The following is a 17,879-nucleotide window of genomic DNA, read 5'->3' on the forward strand; positions in this document are numbered from 1 at the left end:
CCCCAACCACCCGATTAGTCAGGAATTCCAGCACTTCACAACCCAAACCCGCAGGTCATAGTGTCAATATGATCTACATCACACCAATTTGAGCCAAGTCAGGATAAGAACTACCTCGATCGTTCGATAAGTGAGCGTGCGTTCAGTCTAAGCCTGTGGCTGAGGTCTCACAACTCGATCGGCTACCGGCAGGAGGGTTGGTTTCGGCTGGTGGCAGGAGGATCGGTCTCGGCTGGTGGCCGCGCCCGAGGCGGTGGTTACGTGTCCCGGCGTCCGATGGCGGCCTTGGCGGAGCCTTCTGGGACGGGGATGACGAGGAGGAGCCCGAGTGCCAGCACGGTGATGATGCCGATGACTCCGGCGCGCTGGAAGCCGAAGATCATGATGGACACGGCGAACATCGCCGGGCCTAAGAAGCTGACGGCCCGGCCGGTGGTGGCGTAGAGGCCGAAGTTCTCTCCGGCCTTCTCCGGCGGGGTGATGCGGGCGAGGAAGGAGCGGCTGGCCGCCTGCACCGGTCCCACGCAGAAGCTCAGCACCATTGCGCACACCCAGAAGACTGTGACGCTGTCGGTGAAGACGATCGGGGTGCCTGCGACGATGAGGACGATGAGCCCGCCGATGATGACGCTCTTGGGTCCGAACCGGTCGTCGAGGAAGCCTGCGAGGATCGACCCGATGCCGGCTACGATGTTGGCTGCGACGCCGAGGATGATGACATCAGCGGGGGAGAACCCGTAGGAGCCTGCTGCCAGGACGCCTGCGAAGGCGAAGATGGCCGCCAGCCCGTCGCGGAACACAGCCGAGGCGATGAAGAACTTCAGCGTCCGCCGCTCATCGCGCCACATCGTCACCAGCCGGATGACCAGTGCCTTGTAGTCGCGAGCGAAGGCGGCGATCGGATTGCCCTGTTCGCGCACGGCTGCTGTGTCGGCGGCACCGGGTGCGAAGAGGAAGACGGGGATCGCAAACAGCAGGAACCACGCCGCGGAGATCACCGCGACGATCCGGTAGCGCAGGCCTTCTGTGTCGGTGGCGCCGAAGAGCCCGACCTCGGGCTGGATGACGGTCAGCAGCAGGATGACGAGCAGCACGAGCCCGCCGACGTATCCCATGCCCCAACCGAACCCGGAGACCTTGCCGATGTTGGCCGGTGTCGTGATGCGGATCATGAGCCCGTTGTAGGAGACCTCGGCGAACTCGAAGAAGATGCTGCCGGCAGCCAGCAGGATGAGCCCGAGTGCTAGGTGGTCCGGGGTGTCCTTGACCCAGAACATGCCGACCATGCTCGCGACGACGATGAGCGTGTGGACGCCCAGCCACATCTTGTGCCGCCCGCCGGCATCAGCCCGGGTGCCGGCGGCTGGGGCGACGAGGGCGATGATGAGGCCTGCGGCGGCCATCGACCAGCCGAGCGCGGTCGACCCGGCCTCCTCGGTCGAGGCGACGGCCTTGGTGAGGTACGGGGCGAAGACGAAGGTGATGATGACGGCGTTGAACGCCGCCGAACCCCAGTCCCACAGCGCCCACGCGGTGATCGCCGTACGCGAGCTGCCGCGCGGAGTCGGGCCTGTCGCGGTGCCGGCCGGCGTCGTCGCTGCGGTCGTCTGCTCCGGTGCCTGACCGCCGGAGGGCGGGGGAGAAGAGGTCATGGTTCGACTGTAGCCCGGAACCGCACGCCTGCGGCGGATGCGGGGGTCTTGGGCCGCTCCCGCTGTGCAGAGCTCACTACTGGTCCGTGTGTTCGCGGCGTGTTGCTGGATCGCGCCTGGCCTTCCACGGAACCGGCGTGAGCGAATACTGGTTTGAACTGATGAATGCGCCGGCAAGCCTGAGTCGCTGTTTGGCACGTCTCAAGCGGTGGTGGATGGATTTGAATGAGGCCTTGATCTGCTTCTCTGATCGTCCATCCCGGCGGAGGTTGATGTGCAGGGCCAGCTGAATCTGCTGCGCACTGCGGCACGCTCGGGCGAAAGAGCTCGCTTCGCTGTCAGAGGCAGACCGTGCCTGTGCGAAGAGAACTGCCATGGTCCCGACCGCTTTCAGAGCGATCATGTCAGTGAGATTCTGCGGTGGGCTGACATTCGGATAGGTATAGTCCTTGACCTCGATGAGCCAGAGCGACGTACCGTTGAATGCGACGATGTCGCAGCCCATGACGTTCCACTGACTTGCTACGTCACGGTACTGCTGCCACGTGTCGAACTCCCCGACTCGCCAGCTTGATGGGAAGGTGAAAAGGGTTCCGTCGATGTTTCGTTCTGCGTTCTTACTCGATGTCATTCCGATCACCAGGCAAGATAACTGTCAGCCTGTTCCGCTTCGGCGTCCAGCGCCGTGATGTGATCAAGCGCATCGAGATCGTCTGCAGTCTGCACCTTTACCTCCGAAACATCTGCCGCATCGCCAACTGACGTCCGGCTCAGGCCGATGAACTGAGGGGCGATGTCGCTGCCGTCGGTGGCCATCTGCAGCTCGCGCATGAGGAACAGGCTATGAGTTGCGACGAAGACTTGTGCTCCAGAGCGCGCCAGATGGATGAGCGCATGCGTGACCGCTCGTTGCGACGCTGGGTTGAGATTGGCTTCAGGCTCATCCCAGAAGAGATAGCCGCCATTGATCAGGATCCCGTTTGAGATCAGCCGCACGATCATCGCGAGTTTCCGGTGTCCCTCTGCCAGAAGAGGGGCCTCAAAGATGCCGATGCCGGGCTGGCTGAGGTAGAAGCGGCCGTTGCTCTCACTTACAGTGCCCTCGTGCAACAGGTTGGCGAACGGTTCTAGCAGGGCGGAGGCTTGCTGCATGCGTGCCCCGCGCAGTGCAGGACGAAGGAGCAGCTCGATCGTGTCTCGCCACGTTTCGTCGAAACCGGTTTCGAAATTGTCGTAGAGGCTCATGAAACTTGACGACAAGGTGAGGAGCTCATGAGGCGGCAGGTATACCGGCTCGTCCTCCAGTTTGCGATTCGGTACGGAGTCAACCGTCACCTCCTGTCGCGCTTGGGAAGAGAAGTTGAAGGCTAGTGGTTCGCCGATCTCCGAGTACTTCACCTCGACCTCAGACCGCCTGCGTCCCCGCGCACGATATGTGAGACGGCCCAAGCTGTCCGGACGCAGTGTGCCCATGAGCTTGGATGCGATTGCTCCGCTGAGTTCCTTTTTTGTGAGCGAGGAGGAATCCTTGAGTGTCTTCGTACACGAATAGACCAGCTTGAGCAGCTGAGACTTCCCCGTCGCATTGTCACCAATGATGACGTTGAGGCCAGGAGCGAACGGCACATCAATATCGCGGAAGGGACCGAACGCCTTTGCTTTGAGCCGAGCCACAGGATACTGAGCCATGCGTCCAGACTACCGTGCGCCTGCCGAAAGCTGCCGATGAAGCGCCAGCCGTGGCACGAACGAGACTGTTACCCGGAACCGCACGCCTGCGGTGTCGTTTCAGCCGATGCACGTGTGGCAATACGGACCCCGAGGTGACAAGATCAGAAGTACGACCGACCATGCGTCCATCCCTGCTCGTCGAAGGAGAAGCCCATGCCCATCGCAACAACCGAGGTCTATTCCGAGCTCATCGACCGTGCCAAGTCGCAGCAGTTCGCCTACCCCGCCGTGAACTGCACATCCTCGCAGACGATCAACGCCGCCATCCGCGGCTTCGCCGAGGCTGAGTCCGACGGCATCATCCAGATCTCGACCGGCGGTGCCGAGTACATGTCCGGGCCGACCATCAAGGACCGAGTGCGCGGTGCGGTGGCTTTCGCTGTCTTCGCCCAGGAGGTCGCCAAGAGCTACGACGTCAACATCGTGCTGCACACCGACCACGCCCCTAAGGATGCGCTCGAGCACTGGGTCAAGCCGCTGCTGGAGATCTCCACTCAGCGGGTGAAGAACGGCGAGCAGCCTCTGTTCGGCTCGCACATGTGGGACGGTTCGGCCGTGCCGCTGGAGGAGAACCTGCAGATCGCCGAGGAGATGCTGGGTCTCTCGCAGGAAGCGCACACGCTGCTCGAGGTCGAGATCGGTATCGTCGGCGGCGAAGAGGACGGTGTCGAGAACGAGATCAACGACAAGCTCTACACCACCGTCGAAGACGGACTCGCCACCGCGAAGGCCCTGGGCACCGGCGAGAAGGGCCGCTACCTGACGGCGCTCACCTTCGGCAACGTCCACGGTGTGTACAAGCCCGGCAACGTCAAGCTGCGCCCGGGGCTGCTGGGGGAGATCCAGGACGCCGTCGGCGCTGAGGTCGGCAAAGAGAAGCCCTTCGACCTCGTCTTCCACGGCGGCTCGGGCTCGACGGCCGAGGAGATCGCCGAGGCGGTCCGCAACGGTGTCGTGAAGATGAACATCGACACCGACACCCAGTACGCGTTCTCCCGCCCGGTCGCTGACCACATGTTCAAGAACTACGACGGCGTGCTCAAGATCGACGGCGAGGTCGGCAACAAGAAGATCTACGACCCACGCTCCTGGGGCAAGGCCGCAGAGGCCAACATGGCCGCCCGCATCGTCGAAGCCTGCGAGCACCTCGGCTCGGCCGGCAAGCGCATGAAGTGATGTGAACCAGCGGCCCGGTTCGGCCGGGCGGCTGTCAGGCGGCGGTCTCACCTCAGCGGGTTCCTCCCGCTCCCGCGGTGGGGCCGCCGCTGTCATGTGCGGTCGCCGGTGCTCGAAGCGGGCGGCTGGGGCCGGTAGACGAGGGTGACGAGAACGACGGAGATGATCATGAGGAGGAACCAGGCGACCAGCTTCGAGATCGACACGAGTTCCCAGCCGTCGTTCTGGTGCGGGTAGATCCACGAGCCGGTGTAGGTGCCGATGTTCTCGGCGATCCAGATGAAGAAGGCTACGCCGATGAAGGAGACGAGTACCGGCATCCGGCGGTATGGCTGATCGCGGTGATTGCGGAAGTGCATCATGCACCGGCCCCACACGGCGAGGACCGCGGCGACGAGCAGCCAGCGGATGTCAGGTAGGTAGTGGTGGGTGAAGAAGTTCGCGTAGATCGCTGCTGCGATGAGGGCCGTCAGCCAGATCGGCGGGTAGTGGCTGAAGCGCAGGTGGAAGAGCTTGAAGACGCGCACGAGGTAGGAGCCGACGGCGGCGTACATGAACCCGGTGTACAAGGGGACTGAGCCGATGAACAGCACGCCGTCACCTCCGTAGCTCCACGACCCCACGGAGGTCTTGAACAGCTCCATCCCAGTGCCCACGACATGGAAGATGACGATGACCCACAGCTCGCGACCGGTCTCCAAGCGACCGACCACCATGACGACCTGGATGCCGATGGCGATGAGCACGAGTGCATCGCTGCGAGACAGCCCGGCTTCGGCCGGGTAGAAGAAGTGCGTGAGGACGAGCGCTGCCAGCATCGCTGCGCCGAACAGGCACGCCCACGCCTGTTTGAGGACGAAGACGGTGAACTCGGTGACGATGTGGCCGAAACGCCCGCCGCGACCGAGTTTCCCCGTGGCCAGCCGCCGGTGCGCCCACGCGTCGATGGCAGCTTCGACGCGAGTGAAGTCCGGGCGGCGGGACGACGGCATGCGTCCACCGTAGGACCGCAGTCTGGGAGTGGAATTCAGACAGCCGTGACCGGTGGTCACACGGAGGGCCCACCGGTCACGGCGAGGAATCGATCAGAGCAGGGTGCGCCAGGTTCCGCGGGTGTCGTAGACGATGGTGCTCTGCAGGCGGCGCTGGTCGTAGTTCTTGAATTCCGAGTGGTCGACCAGCAGCAGCACGATGTCGGCTGTCTGGACGGCATCTTCGAGCTCGGTGAGCTCGACGTTGCCCTTTTCGGCCAGCGAGGCAGGGAGCTCATCGATGTTCGGCTCGACGGCGAGAATGGTTCCCTCGGGCAGGCGATCGGCCAGCGTCTCGGCGATGTACATGGCCGGGCTTTCGCGCAGGTCGTCGATGTCCGGCTTGAACGCGAGCCCCAAGACGGCCACCCTGGGTTCCTTGAATCGCTGGGCCTTGGGCACCACTTGATTCAGGACAAACTCGGGCTTGTTGTCGTTGACCTGGCGGGCGGTGCGGATGAGAGGGGTTTCCTCAGGTGCTGCTGCGACGAGGAACCACGGGTCGACGGCGATGCAGTGCCCGCCGACACCAGGTCCAGGCTGCAGGATGTTGACGCGCGGATGGTGGTTTGCCAGGTCGATGAGCTCCCACACGTCGACGTTGAGCTTCGAGGCGACGACGGAGAGTTCATTGGCGAAGGCGATGTTGACGTCGCGGTAGGCGTTCTCGACGAGCTTGGCCATCTCGGCGGTGCGGGCGTCGGTGATGTGGAACTCGCCGTCGCAGAACAGGCGGTAGAGATCGCGGGCGCGTTCGCCGGCGTCGCCGTTGAGGGAGCCGATGATGCGGTCGTTGGTGCTGAGTTCGACGATGATCCTGCCAGGCAGTACGCGCTCGGGGCAGTGGGCGAAGTAGATCGTATTCGGTCGGTTGGGCTCCAGTGTCAGGTCGCTGCGCGCTTCGAGGATGACGTCAGCCATGTGCTCGGTCGCACCCGGGGGAGACGTGCTTTCGAGGATGACGAGCTCGCCACCGGTCAGCTGCGGGGCGATTGATTCGGCTGCGGTGCGGATGTATGACAGATCCGGGTTGTGGTTCTCAGCGAACGGGGTTGGGACAGCGACGATGTAGGCGTCGGCGGCAGGAACCTCAGAAGAGGCGCGAAGCCGGCCCTGGCTGACCGCGCCGGCAAGGACCGTACCGAGATCCGGCTCGACGAACGGCACCTCACCGCGATTGACGAAATCAATCGTGCGAGGGTTGACGTCCATGCCCGTGACGTCCGCCCCACCAGCGGCGAGAACGGCCGCCGTCGGCAGACCAATGTATCCGAGGCCGATGACGGCAACGTGCGGGGCTGTAGTCGTTGTTTCTTTACTCATCATTCTCCTCAGAAGCTCTCTGGTCAGAAAAGGTAATGGCCGGGAGCGTAGTCGAAGGCGTGCACTTCGCTGTTGGCGAGGAGCAGAGCATCATCGACCTGCCAGGTGTGCGCATGGTCGGTGCGAACTTGGACGAAGTTGAAGCGGTCCGCAGAGTAGATCGTGCCGCCGTCCGCTACGAGACGCTGCTGCAGGTTGGTGTCTTCCCCCCGTGGCAGCTTGGCGAACTGCAGCTCCTCGAAGACCCGCCGAGGTGCGGTCATCGTCGGGCCCATGACGAGGTCTGTGAATCTGTGCTCGCGTTCAGGGAACCGGCGCATGACGAGCTTCGAACCAGTGAGGTAGAGGTAGTGTGCCTGTTTTCCGACCATATCCGCCGCGGAGTATCGCAGCGCTGCGAGTTGGTCGGAGACGTAGTGCTCGCCGTAGATGTCGTCGTCGTCCATCTTGAGGAGGACATCCCCACTGGAAGCTCTGATCGTGAGGTTGAGACATTCACCCAGCGTTGCCGCAGTTGTCGCCTTCAGCAGGGTCAGGTTCTCGATTCCAAGGTGCGCGGCCTTCGTACGAATCTCAGATTCCCGGAGATCGAAGCCGTGTGCAAGCAATACAAGCTCGAGCTGTGCATGGTTCTGTCGAGCAGCCGTTTCGAGCACATAATCGAGTTGGGCGGGCCGGTTGGTTGAAACGAGCATCGATGCAGACCGGGCAATCGGGTCTGAGTACTCGACTCCGACGCTGTCCATGACCGTCATGGCTCGGTGCGAGTACGTGTGTTCTTTCCAGATCCTACGCTGAGCCAAGTGCACAGTGCGGTCGCGCAACTCAGAGCTCCGGACCAGCGCTCGCATGACCTGCCCGGCTTCCTCACGCGAACTCGGCTGAAAGACCTCGTCGGGAGGAAAGAACGCCTGAGTCCCAGCGCTGGGAGCCGAGACGACCGGCGTGCCGCACGCCGAGATCTCAAAGATGCGGCGAGCACACATACTTGGCGAGTCAACCACCGAGTTGACGTTGAGGAAGGTCTTGAATGCCTTGTAGGCGGTCAGCATGTTCTCATACGGCAGTGATCCGAGGACATGCTGATCCAGCGGCGGAGGGAATTGATAGCGTGCGTCTCCGCCATGCTGCCGGGAGAAGATCTCTAGGCCGCGGCCCATCTTAGGGCTCACATCCGCAGCCCCGCCGAGCAGCCATTCCATCTGCTCCCGCCGCTCTGGGTGGCGGTGAGCGAAGTACATCCCTGCGAAAGCCACGTCCCGGCTGTGTTGCCCCGACGGCAGACGCTCAGGGTTGTGGATCGCTGGCTGTGCCGCGAAGCTCAGCGGGGCAACGCGACCATGGCCGAGATCAGTCCGGTACTGTCCGAGCAGTCGAACGTCTGACGTGAAGACGACATCGAAGAGACTGGCTGCCTCGAGGAAGTCGGCGTAGTGGGGAGGATCCTCCTTATTCCAGAACACGGTGGGAATTCCGCGTTGCCGGCACTCCGCGAGCAGCCGTCTGACGTCGTCCTTGACGCCGGACGCGCCGGTCAGTTGGTACTGCCATTGACCGCCATTGCCGTTCCACGCCGATTCGACGAAGACGAAGTCAAGGGTGTCGAGCTGCTCGCCCCAGCCCGGGCGTTTGAGAGGCACCAGATCCCATTCGGCTGCGAAAGCGAACTCCGAGAACTCATCGAGGATGGTGCCGACGCGCACAGCGTCGAATACAGGCGTGCGAGGGCGCAGCGTCGCGGCTGGAAACTGCTCGATGAGCGTCAGCGCGGAGCCGGACGGAGCCTGAGCAGACGGCTGTGCCGACACCCGGCGCCGCCGCCACCACACCCGGACTTGAGCCGGGCCTCCCTTGCGGAGGTGCCAGAGTGCTGTGCGGGCGAGTGCAAGCGCGCCGTGCGGTCGCTGTGAGGAAGTGGTCACCGGTCTCCAAGGCTGAGGGTGTCGGTCTGCGTCAAGACAGGAGGCAGGCGTTCTAACGGTCAAGCTCTCGCCGCGGACTGAAGCTCGCTTCTACCGCTGCTTCCTGCAGCGGAAGCGCATTCGCGTTATCTGTCGTACACTGTTCTCAGGCATTATACAGAAACCGCTGTGCGTCAACTCATCGTAGTGCAGTGTCGGCACTGAATATGAGGCGGTGTGCTCTCGCGGAATGAGAGAGGAGTCGGCTTCCCCACCGTAGCACGCGGCATCGTGTTGCACCGGCGGACGCGCAATTATGAACTTCGGAAGCGAATCGTCAGCGAGGCAGGAGCTTCCCGTTCGGCGTCGGACTCGGAAGGCAGTGCAGCGAGCCGGTATCGACGCCGGCATCTTCGCCCTTTTTCTCTGGTTCATGTCGCTTGCGCGTTACGATCTGGCTGTGGCCGACCCGCACTACTCCGGGATTCTCGCCAGCTCGGCGTTGGGTTTCGCGACGATCTTCGTCGGCGAGTTCTGGCTGCGTCTTCATGGCCGATACGCTCAGGAGTCGGCCGATGAGCTTATCGCCACAGCAGGCGTCATCGCCGTTGCCTGTGGATTGATCTACGTGGTCAGCGTATTCCAGCCCTATCGACCGCTCGTGCCGCTCAGTTCGCCGGTGTCGGCTGCCGCCATGACCTTGTTGACAATCGCTTTCGTCAACTGGTTACGCTCAGGGCTGAGGTACCGGCGGCGCTCGCAGTCTGATGTCGCGCGGTTTGCGCTCATCATCGGCGCCGGCGCACACGGTCAGCTTGCATTGCGGATCATCCGCGATGACCCGCGCGAGGAATATGTCGCCGTCGGCTTGGTGGACGACGATCCGAACAAACGTCACCTTCGGGTCGGCGGGGTGCGGGTGCTCGGCACTCTCGACGATCTCGGTGACGCAGTCGACCGCACAGGTGCCCAGTCGCTCGTGCTTGCGATTCCGTCCTTGGACCCACAGCGGCTGGATGAGATTCTGGCCTTCGCCGGTGAGCGGGGCATCGACGTTCGAGTGCTACCGGAGTTCGACGACGTCGACATCCGCCGCAGAGAGGTCAAGAGTTCCTCTGCTGTCGCGTTGAGACCGGGCAGTTTCCGCGCAGTCGAGCTTGACGATCTCGTGGGCCGTCATGCCATCACGACTGACGTTGAGGCGATCAGCGACTACATCAACGGCCGCACTGTCCTCGTCACCGGAGCCGGCGGATCCATCGGATCGTATCTGTGCTCGCAGCTCTCGCGCTTCGAACCCGGACGGCTCGTGATGACCGATCGCGATGAGTCCGGGTTGCATGCCACAGAACTTGTCCTCACCGGCAGCGCATCGCTGATGAGTGAGAACCTCATCTTGGGGGATCTGCGGGAGCGCGGCTTCATCAGATCGCTGATCTCAGATGTCAGGCCGGACATCGTGTTCCACGCGGCGGCTCTCAAACATCTGACGTTCCTTGAGCGCTTTCCAGCCGAAGCAGTCAAGACGAATGTCGCGGCAAGTCTGGAGCTGCTAGAAGCTGCGCGCGACTTCGGCGTCGAGAACTTCGTCCACATTTCCACTGACAAAGCAGCCGATCCGATCTCGACTCTGGGGGCGTCGAAGTACCTCACCGAGCGAGCCGTCGCGGCAGTGGCCCGCGAATCCGGTCGCCGGTATATGTCGGTGCGTTTCGGCAATGTGCTCGGATCCCGCGGCTCAGTGCTGGGCACCTTTGTGACGCAGGTGTCGGCCGGGGGGCCTGTGACTGTGACAGCCCCCGGTGCAACTCGGTACTTCATGACGGCTGCCGAAGCCTGCGAACTCGTTCTGCAGGCCGGAGCCATCGGGCGGCCCGGCGAGACGCTCGTGCTCGACATGGGCGATCGAGTCTCCATCGAGGATCTCGCAAGGAGGGTGATCGCGCTCAGCGGACAGCCTGATGTCGAGATCGTCTTCACAGGCCTGCGGCCGGGGGAGAAGCTGGAAGAAGCCAGGCTCGCACGAACGGAGCAGGACGAGCGGCCGAACCACCCGCTCATCACGCAGGTGCCGATCGACTCCATCGACCTCAACCGGGTCAAAAGGCTCATCGAGATGGTGCAGGGAAGTCTTGACTTCGACGATCAGTCGATTCGTCGGGCGCTCGGCGAATTGGCCGGGACGTCGGCCGATGGGTGGCCGGCGCTCGCACCCGAACGAGGGGCGCCGTGATCGCCGTTCTGGCAACCGGCGCAGTCACCTCCCTGGCAGTGACGTTGCTGGCAGCCGCGATCGTCATCCCCGTCCTCAGACGCAACGGTCTTGTCGACATCCCGACCGCTCGTTCCAGCCATCTCTCCCCGGTCGCCCGCGGCGGCGGATTCGCTGTTGGGTGCGGGGTGACTGCAGGCGGTGCTGCTGCGGCATGGATCGGCACCTCGGCAGGGGTGTTTACGACGCTGTCAGCGGTGCTCGTCGTCGGCACATTCGTGACGTTCACATGGTGTTTCAGCATCCTGGGATTCATGGACGATATGGGCTCAATGTCGTCGGGTCTTCGCCTGGCGCTCCAGGTGCTGATCGCCGGCGCTTTCTCCACGCTGCTCTCCCTTTTCAACAACAGCGGCGCGTTCGGGCTCGCGGCGGTCGCGCTCGCCGTCGTATTTATCGTCAATGGTGTCAACTTCATGGACGGCCTCAACGCGCTCACCAGTTCGTGGGCGGCAGTTGTAGGTATCTGGTACTGCACCATCTTCCTCTATGTGGACGAACCAGTAGCGGCGGCTCTCGCAGCCGTATTCGCGGCAGCGGGGCTGGGCTTCTTGCCGTACAACATCGGAAACGCCAAGGCCTTCCTCGGGGACGTCGGGAGTTACGGTGTCGGTTCGGCTGTGGCTGCTTTCGCCGCGTTCCTTCTCGTCAGCGGAGTGAACCCGATTGTCGTCGGTGCTCCGCTCGTGCTTCTGGTTTTCGACGTTGGGTGGACCCTGCTCATCCGGTTATACCAGCGAGAGAACATCTTCCAGGCTCATCGGCAGCATATCTATCAGCGCACTCATCAATTCGGTTTGACCCACGAGCAGACCTCGGCGGCGTACGCCGGCCTAAACGCAATCGCGTGTCTTGCCACGGTTCCAGTTCTCCTGACTGACGCACGTGCCGTGCAGTCGAGCAGCGCATTCGTCCTCATGTGCATTGCGGGTGTCTACTCTCAGCTGCCCGTATTGGCTCGCTCGCTGGCAAGACCACAGGCTGAGGTGAGCGTCGATTGAAGATCCTTCTGCTCACTCACTACTACGCACCTGAGATCGGGGCTCCGCAGCGGCGGTGGCGAGAGCTGGTGACAGGAATGCTCGCCGCAGGACACCACGTGGCAGTCTGTGCTCCCGTGCCGCATTATCCGCATCCCTGCGCGTCCGATTTGGACAGCGGGAACGAGAAGACCATGGTCTGGGCCGATGGGCCGCATGGTGAGCGGCTGCTGCGGCTGCCCTACCTGCCGACCTCCGCCTCCATGGCGGGTCAGCTGATCGACCACTCGTGGTCATCGCTGTTCGCGATGCGCGTGGCGGCCGCGCTGCGGGCGGCGAAGCCGGATGTGGTGATCTCGACGACTCCGGGCCTGCCGATGCTCTTCACCGGAGACATTGCGGCCAGGCTGCTCGGCGTTCCGCATATCGCCGAGATCCGTGATGCATGGCCCGACCTCATCGCTGACTCCTCCCTGGTGCGGACAGCCACCCGCCGGCTGCTGCCCGCGGCCCTGACCGACTATGCGGAGAGGACCGTTATCCCGGCAGCCTTTCACACAGTGATGAGACGCGCTTCTCACCTCGTGGTGACCTCAGACGTCTTCGCATCACGGCTCACAGCGGCCGGTCACAAGGCGGTGACGGTGGTGCGGAACACGGCAACCCCTTTTCGTCCGACTGCGCAGCACCGGGAGCGAGACGCCTCTTCGCCGCTGCGGCTGCTCTACGTCGGAACAGTGGGGCGGTCTCAGGGCCTCGAGTCGCTGGTGCGAGCTGTGAGAGAACTTGACGGGATCGAGCTGACCATTGCCGGCGCAGGTGCTGCGCACAGATCTCTCCAGCGGTGCGCAGAAAGCTCAAGGAGCACGTCCGGCGAGCGGTCCGGCGGAGCTGCGATACGGGTTCTTCCGCAGACCACAGGTGAGGAACTGGAGCGTCTGTGGAAGTGGGCCGACAGCGGCGTCGTCAGCCTGAGAGGACTTCCAGCCTTCGAATACACGGTTCCATCGAAGCTGTACACGCTGATGGCGCGTGGTATCCACATCACCGGGGTCCTTGCGGGAGAGGCAGCAGACATCGTCACCGACGCACAGGCCGGTCATGTCGTCCCGCCTGATGATGAGTCCGGTCTGCGAGAGCTGTTGACAGCAATGCGCGACGGACGGATAGACCTGACTCCCTCCAACCGGGCACAGGAGTGGCTCGCGCAGCACGCGGCACCTGATGTCGCGCTCTGCCGGTACCTCAGCATCCTCGAAGGAGCCAGATGAGCATTTCGTTCGTATGCCGGCAGGGCATGACTCTTCTTCGCGTGCTCGCCGAGCATATGGGAAGCGACCCGGTCTTCTTCGGTGTGCAGGTGTCGCGGCGGTTGCCGCGCACAGTCTCTCTCGCCGTAGGCAGATGTCTCCGTCGACTTCCCTCGGTCGTGTCCCAGACAGCTGGTCAATGGCTGGCAGGGGACGCTGCCGGAGCAGAGCACTCGCTGTACCGGCAGCGCTCGGTTGACCATCTCAGCGACATCCGCGCACGCGTGTTCGGAGAGTTCGCCCTCAGCCTGCGCATGCGCCGCGAGGCTGGAGAATTCGCCGATCGGATACGCAGACCCCGCAGGGCGCGGAATCTGCGTGCCCGCATCGAATGGCAGGCCGGGCGGATGACCGAAGCGATCAGTCTCGCCGACGAGGCGCATCTGCAGTCCCGTCTTGCTGGTGAGATGCAGGTCTACCAGCCGGGATGGCGCCCGACTCTGCCGCAGAAGCTGCCGGAGCTCCGCAGTCCGAAGGCCGACGCGCTCTTCATGCTGACGAACTCGCTGCCGCACACCCAATCGGGGTACACACTGCGATCGCACGCAGTGCTCACCACGCTGCAGCGCCGTGGCGTGAGAGTGATCGGGGCAACTCGAACCGGCTATCCAGTCTCGGTCGGCCGCTTCTCATGGACCGACCGCGACTGGATCGACGACATCGCCTACCTGCGGGACATCCCCTGGAATCAGGGGCGCACGTTGTCCCAGCGACTGAGCAAGCAGGCGGAATTCACTGCCGCACTGGCTGCTGCCAGCAGCACACAGGTCATTCACACGACCTCGCACTTCGTCAACGGAGCTGCCGCAGCAGCCGCCGCCCGGAGGCTGAGTCTGCCGTGGGTGTACGAGGTCAGAGGCGTACTCGAGGAGACGTGGGCCGCCTCGGCTGGTTCACCCGAGGAGCGCCGACACGCTCGGCAGAGCGAACGCTATCGGCTCTTCCGGGCACGCGAGACTGAGATTGCCCTTCAGGCAGACCGGGTCGTCACCCTCGGGAGCGCGATGGCTCACGAGCTGCTCAGCCGCGGAGTCCCGCAGCAGCGCATTCTGGTTGCGCCGAACGCGGTGAGCAGTGGGCTGCTGAGCCGGGACGCAGACAGGTCACCCCGGGCCGTTCGCGCGGAGAACGGGTTGCCCACCGGCGGCGTCTGGGTGGGCACAGCAGCATCGATCGTCGGATACGAGGGACTCGACACGCTCATCGACGCCGTCGCCGAGGCGAGGCGCGCTGGCACCGATCTGCGGGTGATGATCGTCGGCGACGGAGTCGAGCTGCCGGCTCTGCGGCAGCGTGCCGCATCGCTGGGAGACGCAGCGGTCTTCACCGGTCGCGTGCCCCAGCAGCGAGCTCACGAGCTCATCACAGCGCTCGACATCTTCGCGGTGCCGCGGCGTGACGATCCCGTCTGCTCTCTCGTCACGCCCCTCAAGCCGGTTGAGGCCGCCGGACTCGCCCGCCCCGTCGTGCTCAGCGATCTTCCCGCCCTGACCGAAGCACTCCCCCCAGAAGCACACTCCGCAGTAACTCCTGGAGATGTGACGCGATGGGCTGAGGAGCTGTCGCGCTTGGCCGGGGATGCACAGACACGCCGGGATATGGGTTGCAGCGGCCGCCGATTCGTAGAGCGACATCGCACATGGGATGCTGTAGGGCGTGCCTATACTGGCATGTACAGCGAACTCGGAGTTGGAGGCTTGACGTGACGAAGTCACTCTCCGCAGAAGCAGCGGCCCCGCCTTGGCGCAGCCCCATCACCGTTCCGTCCTGGACGCTGAGCGAAGTGGGGAAGCGCACCCCGCTGGAGACCTATTTCGGGCAGTTGTGGCAGCGCCGGCATTTCATTCTTGCGGAATCGCGCGCCAAGGTCGCCGGCGGTGCCCGACGCAACGTGCTCGGCAACGTCTGGTTGCTGCTCAGCCCGCTGCTCAACGGACTGGGTTACTTCCTCATATTCGGATACGTGCTTAACACCTCACGCGGCATCGAGAACTTCGTAGGCTTCCTGCTCATCGGTGTGTTCTTCTTCCAGTTCACCATGCGCTCCGTCACTCAGGGGGCGCAGGCGATCCGAACTGGGCAGTCGATGATCCGGGCGTTCAGCTTTCCGCGTGCGTCCCTGCCGATCTCCGTCGTCGTGCGCGAGACGATGAACTTCGTCCCGAGCTTCGTCGTCATGTTGGTGATCATCTTAGCCGTCCCCCCAGCCGAGAACATCACGTGGCGCGTCGTGCTCATCGTTCCCTGCTTCATCATGCAGGTCTGCTTCGCCCAGGGATGCGCGTTCATTGCCGCGCGCCTGTGCCACGAGATACCGGACCTCAACAACGTCATCCAGGTGGCCGCCCGTTTCTGGCTCTACGCCTCCGGTGTGTTCTTCTCCATTGAAAGGTTCGTGGACACGCCCGTGCTGGCTGCGATCATGAAGATCAACCCGATGTACTCATATCTTCAGGTCGTGCGGAATTCCCTCCTCTACGGAGTCGATTCCCCCATGTGGATGTGGATGCTCGTCTTCGGCTGGGGCATCGCCTTCCTCATCTTCGGGTTCCTGTACTTCTACTTCGGAGAAGAGAAGTATGGGCGAGTTTGATCCGCGTGGGCGTGGTGCCGCGGTTGTGGTGGCCGATGTGCACATCAGCTATTCCGTGCAAGTGAGCAACCAGCCCGGACGCCTCGCACGAGTGCGGCAGAGATTCCTCGGCAGCGGTGGAAAGCAGAAGGTTCATGCTCTCCGAGGTATCAGCCTGGTTGCCCGCCAAGGCGAATTCATCGGTGTGATCGGCGCGAACGGATCAGGGAAGTCGACCCTGCTGCGCCTCATCGCCGGTGTCGAAAGACCGAACGAAGGTCAGATCCTCGCCCGGCGCAAACCGACGCTGCTCGGGGTCAATGCTGCTCTGCAGCCGGCCCTTTCAGGCGCAGACAACGTGCACCTCGGCTGTCTTGCGATGGGCATGACACCGCGTCAGGCTGAGGCCGTCTTCGACGAAGTCGTCGAGCTCTCTGCGCTGGGAGACTCGATCTATCGACCGATGGGCTCCTACTCCTCGGGCATGGCCGCCCGCCTCAGGTTCGCCATCGCCGTCGCGGCCCGGCCGTCGATTCTGCTCATCGACGAGGCGCTGTCGACCGGAGACGCGACTTTCGCGCAGCGCAGCTCCGAGGCGATGGATCAGATGCTCGAGAACGCCGGTACAGTCTTCCTCGTCAACCATGCAGCGAAGGTGATCCAAGAGATGTGCTCGCGTGCGATCTGGCTGCACGAGGGGCAGATCATCATGGACGGCCCGGCGGACGAAGTTGCCGAGAGGTATCGCTGGTGGGCGTGGAACGTCGCCAAAGGCGAAGACGAGACGGCCGAACGGCTTCTGGAACAGGCAGTCGAAGAGGGAGAGACCGAGCTGGTGCAGGTCTTGGAGACGGCGCCGACGCGAATGCTGCAGCCGCGTCACTCCTCAGGTGTGAAAAGGTTCCGCCCGAATCGGCGTGTGCCGGAGGGGGAAGGCCGTAGACCCGTCTCTGTGCGTGAGCCTGCCATTGAAACCGATGTGTTCCCGGAGATGTCGCCGAACCGCGTGGTTCTGTCTCGTCCGCCGGGGCCGGTGCCAGCTGCCCGCCATGCCAGGCGCAGGTGAGAGCGGAACATGGAGGACACAGAACAGCTGCAGGTTGCGGTATTCGGATCGTGCGTCAGCAGAGACACGTGCGAGTATCTGCCCTCTGCCGAGGTCGCACCGTATGTGGCACGGCAGTCTGCGATCGTGCACCTGAATCCGGCTGGCGCCCGTCGCTGGTCCGATGAAGCACTCGACTCTGCGTTCCAAGCCAAAATGTTCAACGGTGATATGGAAGCTGACGCTGTCGAGCGGCTGCTGGCAGTCGAACCTGATGTGCTGCTCATCGATCTCATCGATGAGCGGCGTGGAGTGTGGGTGTTTCCCGACGGCACCTACCTGACCAATTCGGTTGAGGCCTACCGCACGGGAGTGGATGATTGGGCGCCCAAAGAAGGCGGGCGCCTCATCCCTTTCGGCTCTGATGAGCATTTCCGCCTCTGGTCGGCCGGCTTCGTGTCGGTGATGCGACGACTCCAGGCAAAAAGCTCGGCTTTGATGTTCTTCATTGATCTGGACTGGGCTGAACTCATCGACGACGCTGACCCGTCACACGGTTTAGTCGCCCTTGGCGGGCGAGCCGTTCGCCGAGTCCGACGCGGATTGCGCGCGGCCGTGCGTGACATGCGCGAAGGCAAAGAATACGGGGTGCTGCTGCGCGACCTGTGTCTTCCTCCCGCGACGGAACGGGAAAAGCTGCGAGGCGAGGCTCGGCGAGCGAACCGGCAGTTCAGGCGGTATCGACAATTCGCGCAATCCCGCATTGACGGAGTGCATATAAGGGGCTCTTCAGAGTTGAGTGTGGGCACGCCGATCGGGCAAGGGTGCTGGGGATAAGCATCGAGGTCCCTGATGATGAGCGGACATCTACCCGCGCTGATCTCAA

Annotated in this window: 14 protein-coding genes; 8 read left to right on the forward strand and 6 right to left on the reverse strand. The window is 63.3% G+C overall.

Translation table 11 applies throughout. The features are described from left to right. Nucleotides 1–257 precede the first annotated feature (257 nt). The 3 genes from ACFFN1_RS14285 to ACFFN1_RS14295 all read right to left on the reverse strand — a co-directional run bounded on the left by ACFFN1_RS14285 (nucleotide 258) and on the right by ACFFN1_RS14295 (nucleotide 3,341). Nucleotides 258–1,652, reverse strand: coding sequence for an MFS transporter (locus ACFFN1_RS14285; protein ID WP_376841519.1), 1,395 nt, complete (start codon nucleotides 1,650–1,652; stop codon nucleotides 258–260). A gap of 76 nt (nucleotides 1,653–1,728) precedes the next feature. Next, nucleotides 1,729–2,283, reverse strand: a complete 555-nt coding sequence (locus tag ACFFN1_RS14290; protein WP_376841520.1) for a hypothetical protein — start codon at nucleotides 2,281–2,283, stop codon at nucleotides 1,729–1,731. A 5-nt stretch (nucleotides 2,284–2,288) separates the two neighbouring features. After that, entirely contained in the window at nucleotides 2,289–3,341 is a 1,053-nt protein-coding gene (locus ACFFN1_RS14295) for an AAA family ATPase (protein ID WP_376841521.1), read from the reverse strand. Between the two features lie 195 nt (nucleotides 3,342–3,536). Here ACFFN1_RS14295 and fbaA point away from each other — a divergent pair, with 195 nt between their 5' ends. Beyond that, entirely contained in the window at nucleotides 3,537–4,559 is a 1,023-nt protein-coding gene (gene fbaA / locus ACFFN1_RS14300; protein ID WP_376841522.1) for a class II fructose-bisphosphate aldolase, read from the forward strand. A gap of 92 nt (nucleotides 4,560–4,651) precedes the next feature. Here the strand turns inward: fbaA and ACFFN1_RS14305 are convergent, their stop codons facing one another. From ACFFN1_RS14305 to ACFFN1_RS14315, 3 genes are all read right to left on the reverse strand, one after another. Continuing rightward, the gene (locus ACFFN1_RS14305) at nucleotides 4,652–5,551 is read right to left on the reverse strand and encodes a DUF817 domain-containing protein (protein ID WP_376841523.1); all 900 of its coding nucleotides are present in this window, start codon (nucleotides 5,549–5,551) and stop codon (nucleotides 4,652–4,654) included. A 93-nt stretch (nucleotides 5,552–5,644) separates the two neighbouring features. Further along, on the reverse strand, nucleotides 5,645–6,913 hold the full coding sequence (gene wecC / locus ACFFN1_RS14310) for a UDP-N-acetyl-D-mannosamine dehydrogenase (protein ID WP_376841524.1): 1,269 nt from the start codon (nucleotides 6,911–6,913) through the stop codon (nucleotides 5,645–5,647). Between the two features lie 23 nt (nucleotides 6,914–6,936). Further along, entirely contained in the window at nucleotides 6,937–8,721 is a 1,785-nt protein-coding gene (locus ACFFN1_RS14315) for a glycosyltransferase family protein (RefSeq protein WP_376841525.1), read from the reverse strand. Between the two features lie 526 nt (nucleotides 8,722–9,247). Here ACFFN1_RS14315 and ACFFN1_RS14320 point away from each other — a divergent pair. The 7 genes from ACFFN1_RS14320 to ACFFN1_RS14350 all read left to right on the forward strand — a co-directional run bounded on the left by ACFFN1_RS14320 (nucleotide 9,248) and on the right by ACFFN1_RS14350 (nucleotide 17,830). Further along, nucleotides 9,248–11,047 (forward strand): polysaccharide biosynthesis protein, encoded by a 1,800-nt coding sequence (locus ACFFN1_RS14320; RefSeq protein ID WP_376841526.1) that lies wholly within the window; start codon nucleotides 9,248–9,250, stop codon nucleotides 11,045–11,047. Then, nucleotides 11,044–12,087, forward strand: coding sequence for an MraY family glycosyltransferase (locus ACFFN1_RS14325; protein ID WP_376841527.1), 1,044 nt, complete (start codon nucleotides 11,044–11,046; stop codon nucleotides 12,085–12,087). Before ACFFN1_RS14320 ends, ACFFN1_RS14325 begins: the two co-directional genes overlap by 4 nt. Further along, complete coding sequence (locus tag ACFFN1_RS14330) at nucleotides 12,084–13,337, forward strand: glycosyltransferase family 4 protein (RefSeq protein WP_376841528.1); 1,254 nt, start codon at nucleotides 12,084–12,086, stop codon at nucleotides 13,335–13,337. The genes ACFFN1_RS14325 and ACFFN1_RS14330 overlap by 4 nt, the downstream gene beginning before the upstream one ends. Beyond that, nucleotides 13,334–15,082, forward strand: coding sequence for a glycosyltransferase family 4 protein (locus tag ACFFN1_RS14335; RefSeq protein WP_376841529.1), 1,749 nt, complete (start codon nucleotides 13,334–13,336; stop codon nucleotides 15,080–15,082). The genes ACFFN1_RS14330 and ACFFN1_RS14335 overlap by 4 nt, the downstream gene beginning before the upstream one ends. Further along, a complete protein-coding gene (locus tag ACFFN1_RS14340; RefSeq protein ID WP_376841530.1) occupies nucleotides 15,079–15,969 on the forward strand; it encodes an ABC transporter permease in 891 nt (296 codons plus the stop codon). Before ACFFN1_RS14335 ends, ACFFN1_RS14340 begins: the two co-directional genes overlap by 4 nt. 184 nt (nucleotides 15,970–16,153) lie before the next feature. Continuing rightward, nucleotides 16,154–17,014: an ABC transporter ATP-binding protein gene (locus tag ACFFN1_RS14345; RefSeq protein WP_376841531.1), complete on the forward strand. Its 861-nt coding sequence runs from the start codon at nucleotides 16,154–16,156 to the stop codon at nucleotides 17,012–17,014. Nucleotides 17,015–17,023: 9 nt separating this feature from the next. Continuing rightward, nucleotides 17,024–17,830: a DUF6270 domain-containing protein gene (locus tag ACFFN1_RS14350; RefSeq protein ID WP_376841532.1), complete on the forward strand. Its 807-nt coding sequence runs from the start codon at nucleotides 17,024–17,026 to the stop codon at nucleotides 17,828–17,830. Nucleotides 17,831–17,879 lie beyond the last annotated feature (49 nt).

Origin of the sequence: Brevibacterium otitidis, assembly GCF_042429315.1 — a bacterium.
Taxonomy (GTDB): domain Bacteria; phylum Actinomycetota; class Actinomycetes; order Actinomycetales; family Brevibacteriaceae; genus Brevibacterium; species Brevibacterium otitidis.